Source organism: Sphingobium sp. OAS761 (assembly GCF_024168485.1).
GTDB lineage: Bacteria > Pseudomonadota > Alphaproteobacteria > Sphingomonadales > Sphingomonadaceae > Sphingobium.
Map to the genome: position 1 here is coordinate 149,406 of NZ_JALJVY010000006.1, position 23,734 is coordinate 173,139.

The following is a 23,734-nucleotide window of genomic DNA, read 5'->3' on the forward strand; positions in this document are numbered from 1 at the left end:
CGTTGCCGCACTCGTCAGAGCAAGCGCATCTGAGCCGGTGCGGCTGGAGGAATAGCGGCAAGAAGGCAGCGCGCCGTGCCGGCCAGAGTGTAAACCGCCTGCCGCCGCGCACCGCGATTTTCATGATCGACCCTGTAGCCCTGATAATGGCGCTTAAGCAGCCCGGCACGCACGAGTTCCGACACGGTTCGGCTGACATTCGTCTTGCCCGAAGACAAAATCCGCGTCCTTACCTCTTCTTCCAGACGGGTCGCCGCGGCGACAGGGTCCTTGGGCCATTCCCCATTCGCTGCAAGATCACGCATCGCCCGGACGGCCAGTGCCTTGCGCCGTGCATCGCGATCGGCCATGGGGCTCAGAGCCTCGCACAGCCAGTCGCGAAGGGAAATGAGCCCGTCGTCGCGCGCTATCCATGGCCCGGCGCTGCCATCCGGCCGGGCGATATCCGCCAGCAAGCTCAACAACATATAAGCATAGCGCGGACGGGTGCAATGTTCAGCGAGACAGACCAGCAACGTCGCCCGATTGTGCGTGGACCTATTGTTACGACTGACCTGGCGATGAAACATAACGGGATTGAATCAAGCACAAAGCAGAGACGATGTGAATCCCCTATATGCCGATATCGACCGGAAACGGTATTTTGTCGGGCGTGACACTTTGCCCCCGGGTAAAGTGTCACTGCCGCCACTTCACATGCAGGATCCGGCAATCGGGTTCCACGGCTATGGAAGGAAGATCCGTTCGGTTGACGCCGGACATACCTTCCCTCTCTTCGGCATCGGAGGATCTTCATGCACATTCTGGTTATCGGAGCGACGGGTTATCTCGGTTCTCACATTGTGGCCAACCTGATAGCAGCCGGACATAGCGTCAGCGGATTGAGCCGGGACTCGTCCCGCGACACAAAGGTAATCGACGCGGGTGCCACCGTGGCGCGGGGCGATCTGTCGGACCCGGCCGCTATCGTCGACCTGATGCGCGGCCACGATGCGACCATCTATGCCGCCCAGCTGATGTTGCAGGAGGAATATGACACCGTCCGTGCGGTGTTGACCGGCGTCGAAGGGCGCGATCACGGATTCGTTTTCACCAGCGGCACGGGCCTTCTTTCCCAGCGCACCGACGGCGACTGGAGCGAGGACAGTTTCGCAGAGGACGAACCGTTCACGCCGTCCAAATATATCGGCTTTCGCCTCGTGACGGAAACCATGATCCGCCAGAGCGGGTCATCAGGCGCCACGCGCGCAATGGTTGTCCGCCCACCGATGATATGGGGCAATGGCGGATGCGGCCATTTGCGGATGTTCTACACCGATGCCGGACGCAGCGGCGACGTCGCCTACCTGGGCGCGGGACTCAATCTCTATTCCAATGTTCATGTCGAGGATTTGGCGGACGTTTACCGGCTGGCGCTGGAAAAGGGCAGCGGCGGGGCGCTCTACCATGCCGTAGCAGGTGAGCTCAACAATCGCGGCCTTGCACAAGCCGTGGCAAGAGATCTGGGCATGACGGCGCGCAGCGTCGATTTCGCCGAGGGTGTACGCCGCTGGGGCAAGTTCGAAACGCTGATAGGCATGGCCATTTCCAGCCGCTCTCGCAGTCCCCGCACCCGGCGCGAACTGGGCTGGCGCCCTCGCCACCTCGACATCCTCGCCGACGTCGGCCATCCGGCCTATCGGCGGATGGCCGGGATGGACGGCTGAACCGGGGGCTGTTCCGCCGACCCGGAACGAAACGCGTGCGGCTTTGACGCCCGTTGCCGACCCGGTTCATTGCCCTTCGCATCAGCTAGACAGCGGCAACCGTCGCTGCAAATTCAGGAGAGTTCCATGCAAACGAGCGAAGAGCTGTTCAGCAAGGCCGACATCGCGCGCGCCGATCGTCCCATCCGACTGGGATCGCTTCTGTTCACGATGGTGGAGCCCAGGCCCGGCCATGCCGTCGCCTATAATCGCTGGTACGAGCGTGATCATTTCTACAGCGGCTGCATGATCGGCGAATATACCGTTTCGGGCGGTCGCTACGTCGCGACCAAGGCCGAAAAGGCCAAGCGCTTCGGATCCGGCAGCATGGACCTTTCCAAGGGATCCTATCTCGCGCTTTACTGGATATTGGACGAGCATCATCAGGACTGGGACGCCTGGGCGGTAAAGCAGGTAAACGTGCTGCACTCGACCGGCCGCATGTTCAAGGAGCGGGATCATATCCACACCAGCTTCTACAATTATGATGCGGAATATAACGCCCCGGGCAGCAGCATGCCGATCGAACTGGCGCTCGACCGCGCCTATGGCGGCCTTGCTGCCTTCATCATCGATCTCAATCCGGGGAAGACCGGCGATGACCTCGTGGCGTTTCTGAAGGCGCGAGACCTGCCCGGCGACGTTGCGCTGAGCGGGTCGCCCCTCCCCCTGGATCCGACGAGCCCGAAGGACGTGCCGGTGGAGGAGAAGGATCGCGCCGTGCTCGTGAGTTTCTCGATCGAGGATCCCAAATCGGTCTGGGAAGAGAAATATGTGCCGCTCGCCAAGGCAATCGAGGACGCCGGCATCGGCTTGATCGCCATCGCGTCGCCCTTCATTCCGACAATTCCGGGCACGGACAGTTATACCGATCAGCTTTGACCGGATCAGGCCAGGCACGAAAAAGGGGGCGTTTCCGCCCCCTTCTTTTTACCTGCGTGTGCTTTATGACAATTCCATGTCATCCTTGCGCGGGCCGCTGCATGCATTCCAGAAGTCGATCAGACGCCACGGCCACGACAGGAAATTACGCTTCTTGCTGTTGTTATAATAGCTGTAGGCGCGCGGATGGCTCCAGATCATGTGCACCATCTGGTCGTCGACCTTGTCCTGCCACGCTTCGAACGCCATTTGGGAGGGCTCGATGGCCTTCTTCCCTTCAGCATTGATCCAGTCGAGACATTCGATCGCATAATTGACCTGCCGCTCGGAGATCAGATTCTGGCCTGCCGCGTGATTGGGCGCGCTGTTCGGCCCCACCGTGTGAAAATAATTGGGAAATCCGGGGATCAGCATGCCGAAATAGGCGCGCGGATCTTCGGTCCCCCATTCGTCACGCAGACGCTTGCCGCCCCTTCCGACGATTTCCAGATTGCCCATCATGTTGGCAACGTCGAACCCGGTCGCACAGACGAGAACGTCCAGTTCGATCTCTCGCCCATCCTTCATCTTGATGCCCTTGGGCGTGATGCATTCAATGCCCCCCTGCTCCAGATGCACATTCGACTTCAGATAGGTCGTGAAATAGGGACCGCGATCCAGGATGATCCGCTTGGAAAAAACCGGGAAGTCCGGCGTCAGCTTTTCCTTCAGGTCGGGCCGTTCCGCGAACGTCCGTTCGATATGACCCACCGCGAACTGCCGCATGGCTTCGTTTACCGCCGAAACCGACGGTGAATCCTTGGGCCATTCGGGATCAAGCAGGACGTTGGGATAAAGGCCGTCGGCAGCAAACCAATAGATCCGGAAACGATACCATTCCAGATAGTGCGGAATATGCCGCATCGCGAATTTCACGCCATCCGTCACCAGATCCTCACCGGCCGGGCTGGGCATGACCCAGTGGCGGCTGCGCTGGAACACGAACAATTGATCGACTGTGTCGGAAACCGCCGGGATAAGCTGAGCCGCGCTCGCACCGGTGCCGATCACACCGACACGCTTGCCGGTCAGGTCGATAGACGTGTCCCAAGTCGCCGTGTGCAGGCGCGGGCCCTCGAAGCTCTCAAGACCCGGAATGTTCGGCCATTTATAGCGGTTGACGGGGCCATGACCGTTGATGACCGCGTTGGCGCGGAGAACTTCCTCGCTCCCGTCGCGCTTGCGCACGGTGACATTCCAGACAGCGGCTTCATCATCCCAAACAAGCTTTTCGACCGCCGTGTTGAAGCGAATGTTCGGACGCAGACCGAAATCGTCCGTGACGCGCTTGAGATAGGCGAACATATCGTTCCCCTGGGGGTGGTAATTATTCCACTCCGGATTCAAAGCGAAAGAGAAGGAATAGAAATGGCTAGGCGTGTCGACGCCGACGCCGGGATAGCGGTTTTCCCACCAGGTCCCGCCGATTTCCTCATTCTTCTCGACGATTTCCCAGTCATATCCCGCCTCGTTCAGCCGTACACCGGCGGCAAGGCCGGTCATGCCAGCGCCGATAACGAGCACCTTGAAATTGGGGTCGGCGGGCTTTCGGCCTGGCCTTTCCTTACGCGGCATTTCAGGCTTCAGCCCGATCTGGTCGTACAGAAGCGGCAGGAATTCGTCCGCCACTTCCTCAGCCAGGCCGACACCCATCATGCGATGCATAAGGGCTTCCGACGGATCGCCCGCGGAAGCACCCGGCGTCACAAGAACGTGCAACAGCTTCTCGCGCAATTCCTGCTGCAGCTCCGCCGGGATCGATTCCGGCGGATAGGCGTATGGCGACTTGATGTGCGGCGCGAACTTGTCGAGCATCTCTTCGTCACCGGTGACATGGACATATGTCATCAGCAGCGTGTGGATTTCGCCTTCCTCGATCGCCTTCCGCAATTCGGGCGTATCATCCATGGGAAGGGTTCGCTTGCTCAAATCCACCCGCTCGACTTGGTCAAGTTCAGCAAAATTGGCGGCCATTCAGGGACTCCTCGGTTATTTGGACTTCTCTCTAGTCGCATCCGCCAATGGAATGGAGGCCATGACGGGTTGGCTCGAAAGGGTTTCCGCGACTCCGGAGTAAGTCTTTACACAGTTGCTGGGGTAGACGAAAAGATGCTTTTCATCTGATGAAGGGTGCCGGGAGCTGAACGATTGACCTTTTCGATGCGTGGGCGCAGCGCGCTCCTCGTCAGCGAGTGCCAACGTGGTATCATGGAGCCCGGCATGGGTGGCTTCCCTGCGTTGATCGGGCAGGTGACAGACCGCGGCATCGTGCCCCGCATCGCCCGATTGGCCGCGCATTTTCGCGCGTTGGGCCTTCCCGTCATTCACCTGACCATCGCGCATCGACAGGATTTCGCGGACGTGCTGCCCAACAGCTTGCTAGGAACGCTGGCGCGCAAGCACCGCATGCTGGTTGCAGGAACACCCGAAGCAGACATCATTGCAGAACTGACGCCCGCCGCCAAAGACTTCGTGGTTGAACGCAGTTCCGGACTCATCGGCTTTTTAGGCACGTCGCTCGATGCGATGTTGCGACGCATGCGGATCGATTCAGTCGTCATCACCGGCGTGTCGACGAATGTTGCGGTGACCGGATGCGCCATGGTCGGCGCCGATCTGGGCTATCATGTCGTCGTAGCCGAGGACTGTATCGCCGCCAGTGATCCCGCGATCCACGACGTTATCGTCAACGAACAGCTCCGCATGATTGCACGGATCTCGACCGCGGCCGATGTCGAAGCGGCGCTCAAAACGACGTGAAGCTATTGAATGTTGCCACGCGAACTGCGACGCAGCCCATCATTATAGCGGAAGATGACTGACTGCATCGCCGACAACATGTGGCGGACGTCATTGTCATTTTCGAACAACGGATCCCCCACGACGCCTATTGCGTAGGAGGCAACGGCATGCGGCACGCGCAGCGGCATCGCGATGGAATCGACCGGCACGCTCGGACGGCGACGGCACAGGGCGAAACCGCGCGTGCGCGTATGCGCGATGCGATCGACCAGATTCTTCATCAAGGTCGGACCCTTGGGCCCCAGCCCCAACCTCTGGGTGCGGGTGGCAAGCTGAATGATCGCCACGTTGGTCTGCTGCGACAGCATCGCGGCCGCGAAATTGGTGGCCGGGCGCCAGTTGTTATGATCGAAACAAATCATTTCATTAGGGTAGGTAGGCTGAATGTCCGGCGCGGCCGCCCATTCACCGGTCACTTCGGCCACGCTTTCCACCCAGCAGTCATTCTGCTGCGTGAGGAAGACCGTAGCGCCCGTTTCGCGTCGCAGATCTTCCATGATCTCGTTTATCCGGCCGCTGCCGAAAAAGCTGTCCTCGATCGACGTCGCACTGGCAATGATCTTGTATGAAGGCGAGTAGAGCTTCGATGCCTGATTATAGCTAAGATAGCCGGTCATCGCGAGCGTGCGGAGAATTTCATCGGCGCTCGAATTGGGAATCCCCAACGCCTCGCTGATTTCGATCGTCCTCGCCGGCACGCGCGCCCGCATAAAGAACTCCAAAACCTCCAATGTTCGCAGACAGGATTTCACGCTACCCCGCCCGCGCGATCTGCCGTCTCCCGCGCGAATGTCAGAACCCATTCCCATCCTCCTGCACGGCGCATTCCCGCAGACGCACGTCGCCGATCGCCGTCCTTTTATGTAGACCCACCATATTCCCAGGCGGGCATTGATTCAAGCATTCCTGCCACCCGATACCGTTTACGGCCATGCGGAAAGCGGATTTTGCCGGTCGCGGTCCATGGTGCAACCGCCTTTAGGCATTCGATGGCACATATCCATACTGAGGCGAAGCGATCCCGCGCCAAGTCGCCATGCACACGGCGGCATTTCCTGAACATCCGCATGCCGCTCGCCTATACCGAATGGGCAAATGAAGGAGCTCCGATCGCGATCCTGGTCCATGGCAACCGTGATCACAGTCGCAGCTGGGACGGGATCGCATCGGTCCTACACCGCAATCATCATGTCGTGGCCCCTGATCTGCGCGGGCATGGTGACAGCGGATGGTCTTCGGACGGCCGCTATAATTACGCCGCTTATCTATCTGATATTGACGTTCTTTTTAGGCACTTGGGCGTCACGTCCGAACAGCCGGCTTTGCTGGTCGGCCATTCCCTCGGCGCGCACGTCGCCCTGCGCTTCGCCGGCGCGCGGCCGGATCTTGTCCGCCATCTGGTGGCAATAGAGGCCGTGGGCGCGCCACCTGCGCTCGACGCGCGTCAGTCCGCCATGACGCTCGATGCGTCTTTGCGATCCTGGTTCGACGACCGTCACGATGCCGCCGCCTCGCGCCCGCGCCTCTTTCCCTCGGTCCACGCCGCGGCGGAACGGATGCTGTCGCGGCACCCCTATCTTACCGCCGCGCAGGCCTTGCATCTGACACGTTGCGGCGTGCGACGCCGGCATGGGCAGTGGCGTTGGAAATATGATCCGCTAGTGACCGTGTGGCCTTTCCCCGAACTTGACCTGGCGGAAACCGAGTCGTTGTGGCGTCATGTCACCTGTCCGACGCTGCTGATCTATGGCGAAAAGAGCTGGCCGTCGTCGGTACCGGAGCGTCTGGTCCGGACGCTTAGCGACGTGCGCGAAATACGCCTTCGCGACAGCGGCCACTGGCCTCAGCATGATGCGCTGCCGGAATGCCTGAGCGCGATCTGCGCCTTTCTGCACGACAGGTCGGGGTAAGGGGGCGTGCGGGCCAACCGCAGGGTCGGCCAGCACGTCGATCATCATTCGTTGCTGGTTTTCACCGACATGACGCGCGGATCGAAGTGATTTGCCGCCATCCAGCCGCCATCGATGCACAGCGTATGTCCGGTCACATAATCCGATAGCGGCGAAGCGAGGTAGAGCACGCCGCCGGCGATGTCCTGCGTGGTGCCCGCCCGACCGATGGGCAGAACGCTGTCTTCCATACGCTTTTTGGATTCCGGGGTTTCGGGCAGGCGCGGCGTGCTGATGCTGCCGGGCGCGATTGCGTTGGCCCGGATGCCGTTGCGGCCCCATTCCGCTGCCATGGATTTTACGAGGTGCATCAGGCCCGCCTTTGCCGCGCCATAAGGCGCGTGCCATGGTGCACCGACGATGCCATCGCTCGACCCGATGCAGATCAGCGATCCTTTGACCCCGCGCTTGATCATCGATTCCGCCACGGCCCGTCCAGTGACGAAGAAATAACGCAGATTGCGCGACTGGTCGAAATCCCATTCCTCCACCGTGACATCGAGAAGCGGCTTGAACAGCGCCTGGCCGACGATGGTGACGAGAATATCGAGACCGCCAAGCTTTTCTTCCGCTTCGGCCACAGCCTTTTTCACGGCGCCTTCGTCCAAAATGTCCGCTTCGACCGGAACGCCTGCCCGACCGAGCTTGCGCACCTCGCTCGCCACCAACTCCGCGCGGTCAAGCACGCTGTCCAGCACCGCGATGTCGCACCCTGCCTGCGCCAGGATCAGAGCACTCGCTTCACCCATACCGCGGCCGCCGCCCACGATCAGCGCCTTCTTTCCTTCCAGTCCCAGCAAGGATGCGGTCATTATTTTCTTTCCTCTCAATAGCTCATCGGGCGGCATATTTGCCGTGGCGGCGGTCAGGCCGCGTCAGCCAGAAACATCCGCTTGACGTCGTTCAGGCTGACTTTCAGCGAGGGCGTGCGCGGCAGGGCGTCGACGATCCGGATTTCCTTCGGAATGTGCGTCGCCGGCAATTCCTGCCGCAGGAAGGCGATGAGCGCATCCTGATCAATGGCACCGGCGCTGTGGCTCAATTCAACGGCGGCCACCGGTACAGCGCCCAGGCGTGTATCGGGAATGCCAACGACCGACGCGTCGACGACTGCCGGATGACGCCGCAGTGCGTCGACGACCCGTTCGGGTAGGATCTTGAAGCCGCCGCGCACGATGGCACCGTCGAACCGGCCGCGATGGAAAACATAGCCATCCTCGTCGATCATCACGAGGTCGGTGGTGCGAACCCAATCCGGGCGAACCGAGGGACAATATACTTCCATCAGCCCTTCCTGGCCGCGAGCCACCTCCGCCCCGTTTTCAGGATCGACCGCCTTGATCTCGACGCCCGGCATGGGCAGGCCGGTGCTGCCCCGCTTGCTGTCGCCGACCTGCGCGCGCATCTGCGGCGTCCAGCGTATGATCGTGCCGCAGAATTCCGTGGCACCCATCCCCCACAATATCGGCACGCCGAACCGTTTTTCGAACCGGTCCTGAAGATCGGGATCGAGATAGGCCGATCCGCCCGACACGACCTCCACGCTCGACAGGGCATCGTCCGGCAGGTTTGCGTCCATCAGCATCGCGATAGCAGTGGGGTTCAGGCCCAGCATGTCCGGTCGATGCCGTCGCAATGCATCGACCAGAGCATCGACAGAAAAGCGTTCCATCAGCACCAGCGGCGTGTTGTTGACCGCCGCGCCCGTCAGCAGACACACGCCGCCAACCCCGCCCAGCGGCCAGATGTTGATCTGGACCGGCGGTGCCTTGCCTGATTCCGCGCCCGGCGCGCTCATCACGGCGCGTTCCAGCAGCTTTAGCGCCATGGGAATGCGCTTGGGCGTGCCGGTTGTGCCGCTGGACAGCACTTCGATCCCGCCGTCCGCAAGCGCGTCATCGAAGCCCGTGCGGGTACAGCGTTCCAGCCCTTCGACCAGCACCGCATCCTTGTCGATGCTGCACAAGGCCAGGCCCGCGCATCCGGCCTGGGCCGCCGCGTCGCGAAAATTCGGCCAGTCCTGTTCGTCGGCCAGGATCGCCGCCGCGCCCAGACTTTCGATATTTTCCGCGATCACCGCCGCCGGGAGAAACGGATAGACGAAGCTCACCGACCGGCGGTGGGCCAACAGGCCCACTACTGCGGCGGCATGAGCCAGACGATTGCGGATGATGATGCCGACCTTCGCCGTTGGCGGACAGCCGGCAGCATCCAGTTGCGCCACGACGGCATCGCCATAGCGCGCGACGTCGCCCCAGCTTATCCAGCGGCCTTCGAACTCGATCGCGCGGTCTTCACTATGGTCACGCAGATTGGCGCGGAGCTGGTCGATAACGTCGTGGCTCAACAGTTGCTTCCTCAGTTCCGCACGCCTTCGAGCAACCCCTTGAGGTTGGACGACATGACCATTTCCTTTTCAGCCATCGAATAGCTGGTCAGTTCATGCAGGAAATCGAGCGGATGCTCGGTCCCTTCGGGGTGCGGATAATCGCTGCCGAACAGGATGCGGTTGACCTGCATATGCTCCTTGAGTTCGGAAAAATCATCCTCGACGAACGGCGTGACAAAGATGTTGCGATGGAATTGCTCGACCGGGTCTACCTTGAACTTCTGCGGCATCTGGCCATAGACGTGCTTGAGTTGCTCGATCAGCGGGATCACCCATTTCGCACCATTTTCCACGCTGACAACGCGGACGTCAGGAAAGCGATTGAACACGCCGCCGCATATGATGGCAGCCACTGTGTCGGAAATCGCCCGCTCGATAATACGCAGGCAACTGACGAACGGATCGGATTCGAACGGCAACCATTCGGCGCCGCCGGTCCACATCTCGATCAGATTGTCATAGTCGGAATTGGAGGCGTGGATGGAAACGAAGATGCCCGCTTCCTCCACTCGCGCCCAGAAGGGATCGAAATCCTTCAGGCCCATGGAACGACCGCCGCGGTAGCCGGGGACCGGGGACGGGCGAATGCAAATGGTGCGTGCGCCCTGCTTGATCAGCCAGTCGGTCTCCGCGACCGCCCGGTCAATGTTCGCCAGCGAAACGACCGGCACGCCGAACAGACGGTTTTCGCGCGCAAAACCCCATTCCTCGCTGGTCCACTGGTTGAGCGCGTGCAACGCGTCATTCAGGAACTCATGATCATAGCTCATCCACTTTTCGATCACCGAAAAGAGGGTCGGAAACATCAGCGCGGCATGGACATTATGCCCGTCGAGCACCGCCAGGCGCTCACCGCCGGTGCGCCAGGATTCGGGGGGCGTGACCGGCTTGCCGGTCATTTCGCGCATCGTCAGACCATCCGGATTTTTGGCCTTATAATAATTGACGTGCGTGCCCGGCGCGGCGACACGCTCAAAGGTCGGGTTCGGGATATAATCGGAAATCTGCCCCTTGATCGCCAGACGCTTGCGTCCGTCGACCTGCACGAAGCGGAAATCCTTGTGCCACTTTTTGGGAAGATGACGGAACAGCGCATCTTCCGGTTCGTAGAAATGATTGTCCGCGTCATAAACGGGGAAAGGCAGCGTCTCGGTCGTCATCGAACGTCTCTCGATAAAAGGGTGATCCTATATGGCCTGCTTGTCGGGCAGCCGGGCCTTTGGGGTCAATTGGGCGGTCCGCCTTTCCGGCTACGCGGAAACCCCGGAAACCGTTGGTTTCAGTGCCTTCACGAAGTCCGCCATGGCCGCAATGGCAGCGGTGCCTTCCGGCGAATCGGGCGCCATCAGCGGCCATACATGCCCCATAGCCGGCGCAATATGCAGACTGACGCGCTGGTCGGCCAGAGCGAGTTTGTGAACAAAGGCCAGCGCCTCGTCCAGCAGCACCTCCGCGCCACCTGTCAGCACCAGCATCGGCGGAAAATCGGTGGGGTCAGCCTGTATGGGCGATACCAGCGGATCAGACGCGTCGTGGCCCTGGAGATAGAGTGTGGCGGAATCGAGCACCGATGCCTTGGAAAACAACAGATCGCGCTCGGCATTGCGGTCGAGGCTATCCCCTTGTGCCGTGAGGTCGAGCATCGGCGACACCATGATAGCAGCCGCCGGCCGCTGCCCCGCACGCGCCGCCAATATACATAATGCCGCCGTCAGGCCGCCACCGGCGGAATCCCCGGCGATGACCGTAGAGGCAGGATCGGGCAACGCGCGATATATCCCGACGATATCGTGCAGCGCCGCAGGAAAAGGGTTTTCCGGCGCGAGCGGATAGAAGGGCAGAACGATCCGGCGTCCGGACAGGTCCGCGATCCGCCTGGCATAACCAAGATAGGCTACCGGAGATCCGAGCCGGTAGCCGCCACCGTGAATGTAGAGAATGTCACCCGTCGCGCCGCCCGCCGCCGGTTCGACAAGGAGGCAGCGCACCCCGCCGATGTCCGCTTCCGGTAAGGGCGCATCGCAACTGCCTGCCGCCCGTGCCCGCCGCTCGACAAGGCTTTCATCCGCCGGACAGCCTTGGCGCAGGGGCGGCAATATCCATCCGCCTGTCACAACACGAATACCCCGCGAGCCAGCTTGCCTTCCTCCAGATCGTGGAAGGCCTGCTCGAAATCCTTGAGATCGTAGCGCTGCGTGACAAGTTCATCGAGCATCAGCTTTCCCTGCCGATATTGCGCGATATAGGCCGGAATGTCCTGGTGCGGACGCGACGCGCCGTAGCGAGCCCCCATCACGCCGCGATCCACGAAGGCCAGCGGAGTAAGCGATATCTCGGCGGTCGTGCCGGCGGCTGTCGTACCGACCATGACGCAATTGCCGCCCCACCCCAAGCTGTCCATCGCGTCCTTGAGCACGCGGGTGCTGCCGACACATTCGAACGCCCAGTCCACGCCGCTGCCATGATCGGGATTGCCGTCGGATACGATGTCCTTGATCCGCCGAGGTGTGTCGCCCTGCGAAGCGTCCACGAAGTCGGTCGCGCCAAATTCGCGCGCCTTTTGCTCGCGCGAAGGAAGCAGGTCTATCGCGATGATGCGGCTGGCGCCGGCCAGGCGCAGTCCCTGTAGCACGTTAAGCCCGATACCGCCGATGCCGAACACGGCAGCGGTTTCCCCAGGGCGCACGCGGGCACGGTTCACGACCGATCCGACCCCAGTGAGGACGCCGCAGCCCACCACACAAGCCGTATCGAGCGGCACGGTAGGATCGATCTTGACCGCCTGGTTCGACTTGACCACCGTTTTTTCGACGAAAGTCGATGTCGCGGCAAAACTCGATACCGCTTCGCCATTGCGGCGGAAGGGTTGCGCACGATTGCCGTAGGATTGGCGACAATGGGTCGGACGACCGCTCTCGCATGGTCCACAGCGGCCGCAATTGGCCAGCGTGTGGAGCGCGACATGATCGCCCACCGCCAGGTCGGTGACTCCCGGACCCAGCTTTTCCACAACGCCGGCGCCTTCATGGCCCAACACCGCCGGCGCCGGCCAGTCGATCGTGCCGTTGATCACGGAAATGTCCGAATGGCAAATGCCGCTGGCCGCGATCCGCACCAGCACCTCGCCGGCCTCCGGATCCCGGACCTCCATATCCTCGACATACCGGATTTTGCCGGGACCTTCATACATCAGAGCGCGCATTCAGCATCTCCCATTCCAACCATATTCAGCATCCCCGCGTCCTTCGCGGTGAGTGCGTTTGCCGCCATGCGGCAATCACGTATCAGACTGTTCCCGAGCAGCGTTATCCGCTTCAACGATAATGGCCGGTCGAAACCGAACAGCGACAATGTGCACACCACCGCACCAGCGCCATCGAATACCGGCGCGGAAATCAGGTCGACCGGGTAGAGCCTGTCAGGTAGCGCATCGATCATCAGGTAAGCGTCGCCCATCCGTCCGATGGCTTCGGCGGCCTGCCGCTGACGCGCGTCGGCAAATGGTTCGTCGGCAAGGTCGAGGACTGCCAGCTCCGCAGCGCCCTGCTGCGGACTGCGCAGCGTAACGGCAAAGCCGTGCTGTCGGACGACCGCCAGCGACTCCCGCAATCGCACAGGCTCCACACCCGCCGGCGCCCGCGCCAGCCAGCTTTCGACTTCCGCTTCGTCCGCCCAAGCCAGAAACGGTGTCCCCAGTGGCGGGATCATCGGTACGCGCTGGCCAACCCGCAACCCGGGCTGGCGCCCCGGCCCGGCCGACGCCAACGCGATCAGTCGATCGTCGACGCGCGCTGTCAGCAGGCAATCCAGATCCAGCTCGGCCGACAGCGGGCCGATGCGCTCGCGCGCGGCGGCCACGAGGGGATGACATTGCAGAGCGCCCTGACCGATCGCGATGAGTGCCGGCCCCAGCTGATAGGTCCGTCCCCGCGGTTGCCGGACCAGATAGCCGTCGCGCGTCATGGCATTTAGCAGCGCATGGCAGGATGCCGGATTGAGGTCCAAAGCACGCACCAGATCCGTCAACGAATAGCCCCGGGCCGGCGCAGCCGCCATGAAGTTCAATATGTCTATGGCGCGGGACGCGGCCAGGGCGGGACGAGGCAAGGCGCGTTCAGCTCAGCGCCAGATCGTCCCATTCCACCACCGTGCACATGCGGTGGAAGTCCGGGCTGAGGAACGGGCAGCTGACGCCCAGGCGCCGCGCTTTCTGGTTGACGTAATAATTCTTGTCCATGCCGCCTTCGGGCGTCATCTGAAGCCACTTTTCGCCTTCGGCGTCCAGCGCGCGGTTGAAACGATCGAACGCCTCGGGTTTCACGTCCACTCGCGTCTTGCCGTCCCTGATCATCTGCATGATCACGCGACCGGCATAGCTCGACCATACCGTCCACCACTGCGGCAGGCCGGTACCGCCGGTGAGCGGCTGCGAGTTCGGGCCATAGAGCATGAACATGTTGGGGAAGCGGGGCACCATCATGGAGATATAGGCGCGTGGTCCGTCGCCTTCGTCCCAGCTGTCGTGCAGATCCTGCCCGTCGGCGCCCTTGTAGCGGGCGGGCCAAAGATATTTGAGCACATCGAAGCCGGTCGCCGAAACGACGACGTCCACCTCCACATACGTACCATCGCTGACGGTAAAACCGGTTTCGTCGAACCGTTCCACAGCCCCGGCGATCAGGTCCACATTGTCGCGCGTCAAGGCGCGATACCAGCCATTGTCCACCACCGGACGGCGCGACAGCGGCGCATAGTCGGGGATCAGCTTGTTGATCAGTTCCTCGTCGCCGTTGGTTTCCGACCGGATATAGCTGATCAGAAAGTCGCGCACCTGGTCATTGGCTTCGCTGACCTTGCCTCCCTTTTCCTGCCAGGCGCGGTCGACGCGCTGCATCAGGTGGAAATCGAAAAGCCCGGCCGCAGCCAGATAACGCGACCAGTTCCAGTAACCGGGCAGGCTATCGATCAGCCAGGCTAATTCCGACTGGATCGGCTCACCATATTTCTCGCGCGGGCTGATCCACTGCGCCGTGCGCTGGATGACGGTCACATGCGCCGCCTGCTGGGCCACGGCACTCAACAACTGGACGCCGGTCGAACCGTTGCCGATCACCGCGACCCGCTTGCCCCGCAAGTCCAGATCGGCCGGCCACTTCGACGGATGCACAAAGGCGCCGCGGAATTTTTCCACGCCTTTGACATTGGGCAACTGCGCATTGGCGAAAGTGCCGCAGGCCGTGATGACGAAGCGGCTTTCCATCACCTTCTCGCCCGCAGGCGTATCGACCGTCAGCACCCACATGTCGCGCGCCGGATCGAATTCGGCCCGCTTCACGTCATGGCCGAACAGCGTATTGTCCGCGATGCCGTATTTTTCAGAGATGTGCTGGAGATATTCGCGCACCGCGCCGCCGCGGTTGAAATGCTCGGCCCAGCGATAATCCTTCTCGAACCCGAACTCGTAATTGACCGACGGCGTGTCGACGCGCACGTCGGGATAGCGGTTGATCGTCCAGGTCCCGCCCGCCTGATCCTGCCGTTCCAGAACGGTGTACGGGACGCCCAACAGCTTGCACTGCATGCTGGCGGCAATGCCGGCCGGGCCGCTGCCCACGATGATGACGCTGAAATCCTCGGGAATGGCGGGCTTGTCGCCTTCCCATTCTGCGGCGAAGGGATAATCCCGAAACGCCGGGAGATCGCGCCGAGCCGCGAACTCATGATCGCTCATTTCCTTGCCGGTGACCATCGTCATCAGCTTGCGCAATTCCGGCTCGGGCGGCTCGGGCAGGCGAATACTCGCCGCATTGTCCGCCAGCCACGCGACCGCACGGTCGATGAGCATCGCCTTTTGTGCATCGCTCATCTGGGCAGTGGGGGGGAGTGCCCCGACTTCCGCGTCTCCGCTATTCTGGTACAGGGCCACGCGAACCGCGTTCAGGTCCGCCTGCTCCACCGCGCGCGTGATGAAATCCGTGTCTACCGCTTTAGCCGCCGTCGCCATTCCACATCCTCGTCGTCCGGGCCGGCGGACTCGACCGCCATCGCCTATGTATTTTTTGCAATATCGAATTTTGTGAACTGGCAAATGCGCCTCCGCCACCATTCCGGCATTACGGAACCGGCCTGAAGCGAATGGGGTTTCGTTCTTTCAATACCCCAGATAACGGGGCATGCGACGCTCCAGGAAGGCCTTCGCCGCCTCGGTCGCGTCATGCGAAAGCAGGCTGATCTGTGCGTTGGACACAGCTTCCTGGGCCATCGTTTCCTCCAAGGCGCCCACGGCCGCCGCATTGAGGTTACGCTTCATGGCGGCAAAGGCGGCTGTCGGACCGGCGGCAAGCTTCGTCGCCAGCACCATGGTTTCCGCGTCAAGCGCATCGTCGTCGACCAGCCGGTTCAGCAGGCCGGCGGCAAGCGCCTGATCGCCGTTCATCGGCTCATCGAGCAGGAACATCTCCCGCGCCCGCGCCGCACCCAACAAACGGGTGAGCAGATAGCTGCCGCCCGGATCGCCGCAGCGCCCCGCGCTGGCGAAGGCCAGCTTGAGCTTGACCGTGCGCGACGCGATGCGCAGGTCGCAAGCTGCCGCCATGACGAGACCGCTGCCTGCCGCCGGGCCGCGTATGCTGGCCATGGTGGGCTTGGGCATGCGATGCAGCAGCAGGGGAATTTCGGCGTGGATCATCATCCGTGCCGCCGCCTCGTCAGGCCGCATCGGTTCCGCCCGTTCTTCCTTCCCGTCGCCCGACAGGTCGTAACCGGCGCAAAAACCGCGCCCTGATCCCGCGAGGACGACGCACCGCACCGCCGGATCGGCCGACCACTTGCGCAGCGTCCCGGCAATGTCGTCCAGCATCGCTTCGGTCACGGCGTTCAGGCGATCTGGCCGGTTGAGCGTCAGCGTGGCGACACCCTGATCGATCGTGGTCAGGATGCTCATGACCGTGCTTTTACCTTGTCCATACCCGCAACGATGAACTCACCGGTCTGGCCATAGGCAGACGCGTGCCCCAGTTGGTGGATGTCGAAGCAACTCTGGAGCGCGGCTCCCTGCCCCATGATGTCCAGCGTCTGGTTGACGGCCCGCTTCGCCATCGCGAGCGCGTGCGGATGCATCTGGGCAATGTCGCGTGCGAGCGCCAGCGCTTCGGCGTCCAAGTCTGCACGCGGCACGACCCGGTTCACCATGCCGCGCCGTTCCGCCTCGACAGCACCGATCGGCTTGGCGGTGAACAACATCTCCTTCGCCTTGCGTGGCCCTAGTTCCCAGGTGTGGCCATGATATTCCACACCGCCGATACCCATCAGCACAACCGGATCGGAAAAACGGGCGTCGTCCGCGGCGATGATCAGGTCGCAGGGCCAGGCGAGCAACAGGCCGCCGGCGATGCACGCGCCTTGCACGGCCGCGATCGAGGGCTTGGGAATGTCGCGCCAGCGCCGGGAATAGCCGAGATAATGCTTTGCTTCCCATTCATGGATGCCCAGCAGGCCCCTTTCCGGAATGGTTTCCCGGATACGGTTGAAGGACCCGTCGCGGATCGCTTCCTCGCTGACGTCGTGCCCGGCGGAAAAATGCTTGCCCTCCGCACGCAGCAGAATGACCCGCACGTCTTCGTCCTCGGCCGCCTTTTCCCAGGCGGCGTTGAGCTGTTGCAAAAACGGCTCGTTCTGGGCATTCGCCCGGTCGGCCCGGTCGAGCGTGATCGTCGCGACCCGCTCCTCGACCGAATAGCGTATATATTGCATCATGGTCCCGATCTCCTGTGCCGCCGGTCGCGCGTCCGCGCGTCGCCGAACAGCCGATACCGCCCCCTTCCGCATGGTCGGAAGCGCGGCGCCCAAAAATTGACATTGGGGATGACAGGATGGCCTTGCATGGAACTGCAAACAAGGTGGAAGCGCGATGAACCTCGATTTGAACGAACAGCAGGAAATGATGCAGGATGCGGCCCGCCGCTTCTTCGATCGGGACGAGGTGGTGCAGGCGGCACGGGTCGCCGGCGAGGCCACTGACACGGCGTTGTGGCGCGACGCCGCGGAGATGGGCTTCGTCACCATGCGCGCTGCCGAGGACAAGGGCGGCCTGGGCATGGGCCTGATGGAAGCCGCGCTGATCTGCGAGGCGGCAGGCCGGGGAGCGGCGCCCATTCCGATCGCGGACGGCATCGCCGCGTGCACGCTTCTGGGCGGGCTGGAGGACGGGGCGGCGACCGCGCTGCTTGGCGAAGCAATGACACGGCCGGTCGGCTTCGACGCCGTGGTGGACGGCACCCAGCTCGTGCTCGACGGCGACAGCCTGCATGCCATCGCAACCGACGGGAGCAGGACGATGATCGCCAGCGGCAATGCCGTTGCCGAAATGTTCGAGGCCGCGCTCAACGAACGGGCATTGTTGCGCGCTGCCTGGCTGATCGGAGCAGGAACGCGCGCGGTCGAGATGGCCGCCGCTTATGCGACGGAGCGCAAGCAGTTCAATCAGCCTATCGGCGCTTTCCAGGGCGTTGCCTTTCCGCTCGCCGATTCCTTCACCGATATGGAAGGCGCACGGCTGCTGGTATGGCGCACCATCTGGGGCATCGCGGAGGGGCAGAAGGACGCCGGCGCGCTCATCGCGCTGGCGGACTGGTGGACGGCCACGACCGCCCGCGCCGCCGTCCGCCGGTCGCTGCGCGTGTTCGGCGGCTATGGCCTGTCCGTCGAATATGGCATCCACCTCTATTTCCTCTCCATCAACCGCGTAGCGCTGGCGGCGGGCGATCCGGAAGGCCGGCTGATAGACGCCGGTGATCGCCTATGGGGCGGCGCAAGCGCGGCCCTGCCCGATGCCGGGGAGCCGGGCGTCGAAATGGGTTTTACGTCCGAGGAAGAATCGTTCGCCGCCGAGGTCCGCCGCTTTCTGGAAGTCAATGTCACCGACGATATACGCGCCAAGGCAAAGGCGTCCACGGACGGCCATATTCCCGAATTGCATGTGAAGCTCGCCGCAGCCGGTCTTGCCTATCCGGACTGGCCGGCAGAATGGGGCGGTCAGGGACGCAGCCCGATGGAGGTTACCGCGCTGGGCCGCGTGTTCGAGGAATTCGGCCTGTCGCGCATTCCCATCGGCTGCACCAATATGGGCGCCCGCATGACGATGAAATTCGGTTCGCCCGAACTGAAGGCCGAAGTGCTGCCGCGCCTGGCCGACGGGTCGGCGCTGGCGTGCCTGGGCTTTACCGAGCCGGGGTCCGGTTCCGACATGTATGCCGCCCGCACCCGCGCCACGCGCGACGGTGACGACTGGATCATCTCCGGCCAGAAGATGTTCACGACCATCGCGCATATCTCCGACTATATACTGATGCTGGCGCGCACCGATCCCGATGCCCCCAAGCACAAGGGCATCACTATTTTCTTTTTCCCGCTGCGCCTGCCCGGCATCACCATCCAGCCGGTGAACACGGTCCAGGAGGAACGCACCAACATCACCTTCTACGACGATGTGCGCGTACCCGATCGCTACCGGCTGGGTGAGGTCAATGGCGGACTGAAGGTAATGGCTGCGGCGATGGAAATCGAGCATGGCGGCGAGGGCTATCATATCTATCACCACAGCCTGATGCGGGCTGCGGTCGAATGGGCGCGGGCCACCGATGCATCGGGCAACCGCCCGATCGAGAATCCGGCGGTGCGCGCTCGCCTGGCAAAGGCGCGCGCGCACATGGAGATTGCCGACCTGTTCTGCCGGCGCGTTACCTGGGCGATCGGTGCGGACAGGATGACCCGCGCAATCGGCCCGATGGCCAAGATGTTCACCACCGACATCTATATGGAGGATGCGGGCGATCTCGTGGCGCTTACCGCGCCAGCTTCTCTCAAACCGGCGACACCCGCATTGTCGGTCATCGAGGAATCCTATCGACAGTCATTGGGCCAGACCATCTATGGCGGTACCAGTGAAGTGCATCGCGGTATCATCGCCCAGCACGGACTGGGCCTGCCGAGGGCATAAAAAAGGGCGGGAGCCGCTAAGGCTCCCGCCATGGCGATGGGTCAAGCCACGCTTACCAGCGCAGCTTGAGGGAGGTAAAACCCATCACCGACCCGCCAAAGACGGATGCCTCTGCCTGGTCGGGCGCCAACTCGAAATCGGGAATATGCTTGAGCCATTCCTGCATCGAGATCATGATCTCGCGCTTGGCGAGATGCGAACCGATACAGCGATGCGGCCCTACGCCGAAGGTCACGTGATTGTTCACCTTCCGGTCCAGATCGATGCTCTGCGGATTGCTGAAGATCGAGGGATCGCGATTGGCGACCGTGTTGGGCAGGATGATCCGGTCGTTCCGCTTGAAACGAATGCCCTTATATTCGAAATCATGCGTTACCCGGCGGTAGATATTGGACACCGCGTTGATGCGCATCAATTCCTCGATCGCCATCAGGAACGCCTGGGGGTCATCCAGCTTCGACCGGAAATAGGCCCGTGCTTCCGGCGTGGTCGCAAGGTAGCGCCAGACATAGGTCATCGTATTGGTGACAGTGTCCAGCCCCGCGACGAACAGCAGGAAACCGCAGTTGAGGATGTCGATCCATTTATGCTGGTTTCCGTCCGCATCCCGGGCGGTGACGATCGTGGAGGCGATGTCATTGCCGGGATTGCGTTCCTTCTCGCGAAACAAATCCTCCAGCACCGCATAGATGTCATTGAGATTCTGCGCGCGGGCGTCGGGATCGGTGCTGCGGAAAAAAACCTCCGACAGCGCCAGGAACTCGGGCAACCGTTCCTGCGGCAACCCGAACAGCTCCAGGAACGTGCTGGTCGGAAAGATGGATGCATAGTCCGCAATGAAATCGCACTCGCCCTTGTCGGCGAAACCGGCGATCAGCTTTTCGGCACGTTGCTGCAAATGTTCGGTCATGCGCCGTACGGCCAGCGGCGTGAACATCGGCGCGAGAAGCATGCGGAATACCGTGTGTTCCGGCGGATCGACGCCCTGCGGCATCACAACCGGAAAAGGCTCGATCGGTGGAATCGGCGTCTGGTAGGTCGAGAATTTCTCGAAGTCGCGATAGCCCTCGACTATGTCGTCATATTTCAGGAAGACCCAATGCCCGCCATTGTGGGGCGTGTAGAAAATCGGCGGCGCGCCATCGCGGACAAGGCCGTGCCAGATTTGCGCCGGGTCCTTCAAACCTTCAGGAATCTTGAAGAAATCGAAATCGACCATCAATTCAGGCGGCACATGTTCGGGCGCCGAGGGTTGCCAGTGAAGGGTCATGCCTTGGCCCCCTTCGCAATGCGCAACGCACCTTCGGGACAATTGCGTACCGCCAGGCGTACCTTCTCCTCAAGCTCCGGCGGAAATTCCGGATTTTCGATCACGACCTTTCCCTCGATCGCATCGGTCGAAAACACTTCGGGACAAATATCCTCGCAGCGGGCATGGCCCTGGCACACGTTCAAATTCGCGACGACCTTCATTGGCAAGCTCTCCCAGCCCTATGATTGACGTCCTGTGTATCAGTCCAACGAGGGACGACCATGGCGTGATCAGAGCAAAACTGGACTTACTGAACTGACTGCGCCATAATCCGGTTGCCCGTTTCCTGGGGATCGTCATGGATTTCACGCCCACCATCCTCGAATGCGTCGCTCTACCCCAAGGCCGGGTGGAACTGGTGGAGTGGTTATGGCCTGACATCATTGACTTCGAGAAGAAGGAATATGACCTGATGCTCGAAATGGCACTGGCGCCCCATGCCACCGATGCATCGGCTGAATTCCCGGAAATCGATCCAGGCAATCGATGCTTTGTGGGAACGCTTTTTGTCCGGTATCCAGGTATCACGATCCATGGCCGCGGCGAGGGAGGGCATATCCGCGTCCTGCGCTTCATCTTCGATGACGCGCTGGCAAGACGCATCCTGGGTGGCGTCACGCTCCCGGCGGTAACTGTGTTGCAGGGTCTGCTCGACATTCGCCGCGAAAGTCTGCGCAAGATCATGAACCTCGTGGTGCGCGAAATGACCGCGCGGGAAGATCGATCCGCCGAAGCTCTGGCGGCGCTGCAGACGCTGGCGGCGATCGAGATCAGGCGCCTGCTCGATCAACAGGTCCATGCATCGCCGGGCGGACGGCTTGCGGCCTGGCAGTATAGGCGAATCCGCGAACGACTGGCACAGACCGGTCCGGTTCCATCCGCCGTCGAACTCGCAGCGCTGTGTGGCATCAGCGTGCGTCATCTCAATCGTCAATTTCTGGCTCTGACCGGCAGCACCGTTGGCGACTATGTGACAAATTTCTGGATTGAGCGTGCAAAGGAAATGCTGGCCGGCGATGTTCCGGTCAAGAATATCGCGTTCGTTCTCGGCTTTTCCCACCCCAACAGCTTCGCCAGGGCATTCCGACGCGCGACCGGAGTCCCGCCACGCCGATTCCGGCAGCGCCTGTCCGGCACCATGCCCGGCGAAAACGAGGCATGAATCCGCTTCCAGATAGATGGAAAGCTGGCCGCTCGCGTTGATTACAGACGCAAGCCAAGGTCCTGCTCTTGCCGCATGCGCGCGGCGTTCAGGCTTCGCCTTGCACGAAGGAGAGCAATGCCAGAACTTTCACAGCCTGCAGCGCCGCGCATAGCCAGCGAACCGACCGCAGATGCGGGCGTGCCGCGCGAACGCGGTCCCCGCACGGCGATGCTCCTGATGCTCGCCTTCATATACAGCCTGAATTATCTGGATCGACAGATCGTCATCATCCTTCAGGAACCGATCAAGCATGATTTCCAGCTGGCCGACTGGGAACTCGGCCTGCTGACCGGAGGCGCCTTTGGCATATTCTACACCGCCATGGGAATCCCGATCGCGAACATCATCGACAAGGGCGTCAATCGCGTCCGATTGATAGCAGGCTTCACCGCGGTGTGGAGCATCATGACCGCAGTATGCGGCATAACCCGCAATTTTGCCCAGTTCTTTACCGCCCGCATGGGCGTCGGCCTTGCCGAGGCCGGTTTCGCACCGGCGGCACATTCGCTTATCTCCGATCTCTACGAACCGCGCGAACGTCCCGCAGCGGCCGGTCTTTTCGCCATCGGCGTCCCGATCGGGATGATGGCAGGCCTCTCGATCGGCGGGGTGGTCGCCCAGTATGCGGACTGGCGAACGGCGCTGCTGCTCGCGGGCATCCCGGGCGTGTTGATCGCGCTGATCTTTCCCTTCGTGGCGCGCGAGCCCACCCGCGGTGGAACCGACGCGCCCGTCGCGCCCGGAACCGCGCCGGCCAGGCTGGGGTTCATGGAAGGTCTGAAACTGCTCGCGCGGCGCTCTGCCTTCGTCCACGTGATCGCCGGCAGCGCTGCCTTTTCTTTTGCGCAGGCGGGGATCGCGACCTGGTTGCCTTCCTTCCTCATCCGCACGCATGGCATGAGCCTGGCGCAGGTCGGCCTCAGTCTGGGCGTCATAAGCGGTCTGTGCGGTGCGATCGGAACCTGGTTTGGCGGATGGCAGGGGACGCGCTTCGGCCGAGCCGGATTGCACGCCATCGTGCGCCTCCCGATCATCGGGATCGTCCTGGCTGCTCCTCTTTACGTCCTGGTACTGAACATGGGCAGCGGCTTTGCGGCACTGATGCTGCTGGTGGCGCCAGTCCTGCTGGGCGCATTTTGGACGGCGCCATCCATCGCGCTGACCCAGAGCCTGGCGCCGGTCGCCATGCGTGCACGCGCCAGCGCCGTCTATATCGTAGCCGCCAACCTGATCGGCGTATCGATGGGGCCCCTTGTGGCGGGCGCCTTGAGCGACTGGTTCACGAACATGAACGGCGGCGATGCGGCGCGCGGATTGCGCGACGCACTCATGCTGCTCACCCTTTTCATGTTCATCGGCGCCGGGCATTGGGCCTATGTAGGCCGCCTGCTCAAGCGCGAAGGGACAGCGTGACA

21 protein-coding genes are annotated in these 23,734 nt (G+C 62.0%); 7 read left to right on the plus strand and 14 right to left on the minus strand.

Translation table 11 applies throughout. The annotated features are described in order from the left end of the window. Window positions 1-14: 14 nt before the first annotated feature. Window positions 15-467 carry a hypothetical protein gene (locus J3E64_RS09865; protein ID WP_253342576.1) on the minus strand — a complete coding sequence of 151 codons (453 nt, stop codon included), beginning with the start codon at window positions 465-467 and terminating at the stop codon, window positions 15-17. A gap of 327 nt (window positions 468-794) precedes the next feature. On the opposite strand from J3E64_RS09865, the gene J3E64_RS09870 reads away from it, so the two are divergent. Both J3E64_RS09870 and J3E64_RS09875 read left to right on the plus strand, forming a co-directional pair. Then, window positions 795-1,706, plus strand: coding sequence for an NAD-dependent epimerase/dehydratase family protein (locus tag J3E64_RS09870; RefSeq protein ID WP_253342577.1), 912 nt, complete (start codon window positions 795-797; stop codon window positions 1,704-1,706). A 126-nt stretch (window positions 1,707-1,832) separates the two neighbouring features. Next, a complete protein-coding gene (locus tag J3E64_RS09875; protein WP_253342578.1) occupies window positions 1,833-2,627 on the plus strand; it encodes a hypothetical protein in 795 nt (264 codons plus the stop codon). Between the two features lie 63 nt (window positions 2,628-2,690). Here J3E64_RS09875 and J3E64_RS09880 read toward each other — a convergent pair whose 3' ends face one another. Next, the gene (locus tag J3E64_RS09880; RefSeq protein WP_253342579.1) at window positions 2,691-4,640 is read right to left on the minus strand and encodes an NAD(P)/FAD-dependent oxidoreductase; all 1,950 of its coding nucleotides are present in this window, start codon (window positions 4,638-4,640) and stop codon (window positions 2,691-2,693) included. Window positions 4,641-4,826: 186 nt separating this feature from the next. Here J3E64_RS09880 and J3E64_RS09885 point away from each other — a divergent pair, with 186 nt between their 5' ends. Then, entirely contained in the window at window positions 4,827-5,426 is a 600-nt protein-coding gene (locus tag J3E64_RS09885) for a cysteine hydrolase family protein (RefSeq protein ID WP_301287232.1), read from the plus strand. A gap of 2 nt (window positions 5,427-5,428) precedes the next feature. Here J3E64_RS09885 and J3E64_RS09890 read toward each other — a convergent pair whose 3' ends face one another. Next, window positions 5,429-6,277 (minus strand): helix-turn-helix domain-containing protein, encoded by an 849-nt coding sequence (locus J3E64_RS09890; protein WP_367398618.1) that lies wholly within the window; start codon window positions 6,275-6,277, stop codon window positions 5,429-5,431. 180 nt (window positions 6,278-6,457) lie between these two features. Between J3E64_RS09890 and J3E64_RS09895 the strand changes: the two genes are divergently transcribed. Continuing rightward, on the plus strand, window positions 6,458-7,378 hold the full coding sequence (locus tag J3E64_RS09895; RefSeq protein WP_253342582.1) for an alpha/beta fold hydrolase: 921 nt from the start codon (window positions 6,458-6,460) through the stop codon (window positions 7,376-7,378). A gap of 44 nt (window positions 7,379-7,422) precedes the next feature. Here J3E64_RS09895 and J3E64_RS09900 read toward each other — a convergent pair whose 3' ends face one another. The 9 genes from J3E64_RS09900 to J3E64_RS09940 all read right to left on the minus strand — a co-directional run bounded on the left by J3E64_RS09900 (window position 7,423) and on the right by J3E64_RS09940 (window position 17,561). Beyond that, window positions 7,423-8,229: an SDR family NAD(P)-dependent oxidoreductase gene (locus tag J3E64_RS09900; protein ID WP_253342583.1), complete on the minus strand. Its 807-nt coding sequence runs from the start codon at window positions 8,227-8,229 to the stop codon at window positions 7,423-7,425. Between the two features lie 53 nt (window positions 8,230-8,282). Further along, window positions 8,283-9,764, minus strand: a complete 1,482-nt coding sequence (locus J3E64_RS09905; protein ID WP_253342584.1) for a class I adenylate-forming enzyme family protein — start codon at window positions 9,762-9,764, stop codon at window positions 8,283-8,285. Window positions 9,765-9,775: 11 nt separating this feature from the next. Next, the gene (locus J3E64_RS09910; protein ID WP_253342585.1) at window positions 9,776-10,966 is read right to left on the minus strand and encodes an amidohydrolase family protein; all 1,191 of its coding nucleotides are present in this window, start codon (window positions 10,964-10,966) and stop codon (window positions 9,776-9,778) included. Between the two features lie 90 nt (window positions 10,967-11,056). Beyond that, the gene (locus J3E64_RS09915) at window positions 11,057-11,902 is read right to left on the minus strand and encodes an alpha/beta hydrolase (protein ID WP_253342586.1); all 846 of its coding nucleotides are present in this window, start codon (window positions 11,900-11,902) and stop codon (window positions 11,057-11,059) included. Between the two features lie 14 nt (window positions 11,903-11,916). After that, window positions 11,917-13,008 (minus strand): Zn-dependent alcohol dehydrogenase, encoded by a 1,092-nt coding sequence (locus J3E64_RS09920; RefSeq protein ID WP_253342587.1) that lies wholly within the window; start codon window positions 13,006-13,008, stop codon window positions 11,917-11,919. Continuing rightward, window positions 12,996-13,913: an IclR family transcriptional regulator gene (locus J3E64_RS09925; protein ID WP_253342588.1), complete on the minus strand. Its 918-nt coding sequence runs from the start codon at window positions 13,911-13,913 to the stop codon at window positions 12,996-12,998. The genes J3E64_RS09920 and J3E64_RS09925 overlap by 13 nt, the downstream gene beginning before the upstream one ends. A 7-nt stretch (window positions 13,914-13,920) precedes the next feature. Continuing rightward, window positions 13,921-15,810 carry an NAD(P)/FAD-dependent oxidoreductase gene (locus J3E64_RS09930; RefSeq protein ID WP_253342589.1) on the minus strand — a complete coding sequence of 630 codons (1,890 nt, stop codon included), beginning with the start codon at window positions 15,808-15,810 and terminating at the stop codon, window positions 13,921-13,923. Between the two features lie 147 nt (window positions 15,811-15,957). Beyond that, on the minus strand, window positions 15,958-16,749 hold the full coding sequence (locus tag J3E64_RS09935; protein ID WP_253342590.1) for an enoyl-CoA hydratase-related protein: 792 nt from the start codon (window positions 16,747-16,749) through the stop codon (window positions 15,958-15,960). Next, window positions 16,746-17,561: an enoyl-CoA hydratase gene (locus tag J3E64_RS09940; protein ID WP_253342591.1), complete on the minus strand. Its 816-nt coding sequence runs from the start codon at window positions 17,559-17,561 to the stop codon at window positions 16,746-16,748. The genes J3E64_RS09935 and J3E64_RS09940 overlap by 4 nt, the downstream gene beginning before the upstream one ends. 154 nt (window positions 17,562-17,715) lie before the next feature. Between J3E64_RS09940 and J3E64_RS09945 the strand changes: the two genes are divergently transcribed. After that, window positions 17,716-19,803 (plus strand): acyl-CoA dehydrogenase, encoded by a 2,088-nt coding sequence (locus J3E64_RS09945; RefSeq protein ID WP_253342592.1) that lies wholly within the window; start codon window positions 17,716-17,718, stop codon window positions 19,801-19,803. Between the two features lie 52 nt (window positions 19,804-19,855). On the opposite strand, the gene J3E64_RS09950 is transcribed toward J3E64_RS09945, so the two are convergent. Both J3E64_RS09950 and J3E64_RS09955 read right to left on the minus strand, forming a co-directional pair. Continuing rightward, window positions 19,856-21,073: a cytochrome P450 gene (locus J3E64_RS09950; RefSeq protein WP_253342593.1), complete on the minus strand. Its 1,218-nt coding sequence runs from the start codon at window positions 21,071-21,073 to the stop codon at window positions 19,856-19,858. Beyond that, on the minus strand, window positions 21,070-21,276 hold the full coding sequence (locus tag J3E64_RS09955; RefSeq protein WP_253342594.1) for a ferredoxin: 207 nt from the start codon (window positions 21,274-21,276) through the stop codon (window positions 21,070-21,072). Before J3E64_RS09955 ends, J3E64_RS09950 begins: the two co-directional genes overlap by 4 nt. A gap of 137 nt (window positions 21,277-21,413) precedes the next feature. On the opposite strand from J3E64_RS09955, the gene J3E64_RS09960 reads away from it, so the two are divergent. Both J3E64_RS09960 and J3E64_RS09965 read left to right on the plus strand, forming a co-directional pair. Further along, a complete protein-coding gene (locus J3E64_RS09960; protein ID WP_253342595.1) occupies window positions 21,414-22,277 on the plus strand; it encodes an AraC family transcriptional regulator in 864 nt (287 codons plus the stop codon). A gap of 117 nt (window positions 22,278-22,394) precedes the next feature. Then, on the plus strand, window positions 22,395-23,732 hold the full coding sequence (locus J3E64_RS09965; protein WP_253342596.1) for an MFS transporter: 1,338 nt from the start codon (window positions 22,395-22,397) through the stop codon (window positions 23,730-23,732). The last annotated feature ends 2 nt before the right edge of the window (window positions 23,733-23,734 follow it).

Excerpts from the sequence above, each read along its gene's own strand:
- J3E64_RS09865 (WP_253342576.1), bottom strand. The coding sequence starts at position 467 with ATGTTGTTGAGCTTGCTGGCGGATATCGCCCGGCCGGATGGCAGCGCC.
- J3E64_RS09870 (WP_253342577.1), top strand. The coding sequence starts at position 795 with ATGCACATTCTGGTTATCGGAGCGACGGGTTATCTCGGTTCTCACATT.
- J3E64_RS09875 (WP_253342578.1), top strand. The coding sequence starts at position 1,833 with ATGCAAACGAGCGAAGAGCTGTTCAGCAAGGCCGACATCGCGCGCGCC.
- J3E64_RS09880 (WP_253342579.1), bottom strand. The coding sequence starts at position 4,640 with ATGGCCGCCAATTTTGCTGAACTTGACCAAGTCGAGCGGGTGGATTTG.
- J3E64_RS09885 (WP_301287232.1), top strand. The coding sequence starts at position 4,827 with ATGCGTGGGCGCAGCGCGCTCCTCGTCAGCGAGTGCCAACGTGGTATC.
- J3E64_RS09890 (WP_367398618.1), bottom strand. The coding sequence starts at position 6,277 with ATGGGAATGGGTTCTGACATTCGCGCGGGAGACGGCAGATCGCGCGGG.
- J3E64_RS09895 (WP_253342582.1), top strand. The coding sequence starts at position 6,458 with ATGGCACATATCCATACTGAGGCGAAGCGATCCCGCGCCAAGTCGCCA.
- J3E64_RS09900 (WP_253342583.1), bottom strand. The coding sequence starts at position 8,229 with ATGACCGCATCCTTGCTGGGACTGGAAGGAAAGAAGGCGCTGATCGTG.
- J3E64_RS09910 (WP_253342585.1), bottom strand. The coding sequence starts at position 10,966 with ATGACGACCGAGACGCTGCCTTTCCCCGTTTATGACGCGGACAATCAT.
- J3E64_RS09920 (WP_253342587.1), bottom strand. The coding sequence starts at position 13,008 with ATGCGCGCTCTGATGTATGAAGGTCCCGGCAAAATCCGGTATGTCGAG.
- J3E64_RS09930 (WP_253342589.1), bottom strand. The coding sequence starts at position 15,810 with ATGGCGACGGCGGCTAAAGCGGTAGACACGGATTTCATCACGCGCGCG.
- J3E64_RS09935 (WP_253342590.1), bottom strand. The coding sequence starts at position 16,749 with ATGAGCATCCTGACCACGATCGATCAGGGTGTCGCCACGCTGACGCTC.
- J3E64_RS09940 (WP_253342591.1), bottom strand. The coding sequence starts at position 17,561 with ATGATGCAATATATACGCTATTCGGTCGAGGAGCGGGTCGCGACGATC.
- J3E64_RS09945 (WP_253342592.1), top strand. The coding sequence starts at position 17,716 with ATGAACCTCGATTTGAACGAACAGCAGGAAATGATGCAGGATGCGGCC.
- J3E64_RS09950 (WP_253342593.1), bottom strand. The coding sequence starts at position 21,073 with ATGACCCTTCACTGGCAACCCTCGGCGCCCGAACATGTGCCGCCTGAA.
- J3E64_RS09955 (WP_253342594.1), bottom strand. The coding sequence starts at position 21,276 with ATGAAGGTCGTCGCGAATTTGAACGTGTGCCAGGGCCATGCCCGCTGC.
- J3E64_RS09960 (WP_253342595.1), top strand. The coding sequence starts at position 21,414 with ATGGATTTCACGCCCACCATCCTCGAATGCGTCGCTCTACCCCAAGGC.
- J3E64_RS09965 (WP_253342596.1), top strand. The coding sequence starts at position 22,395 with ATGCCAGAACTTTCACAGCCTGCAGCGCCGCGCATAGCCAGCGAACCG.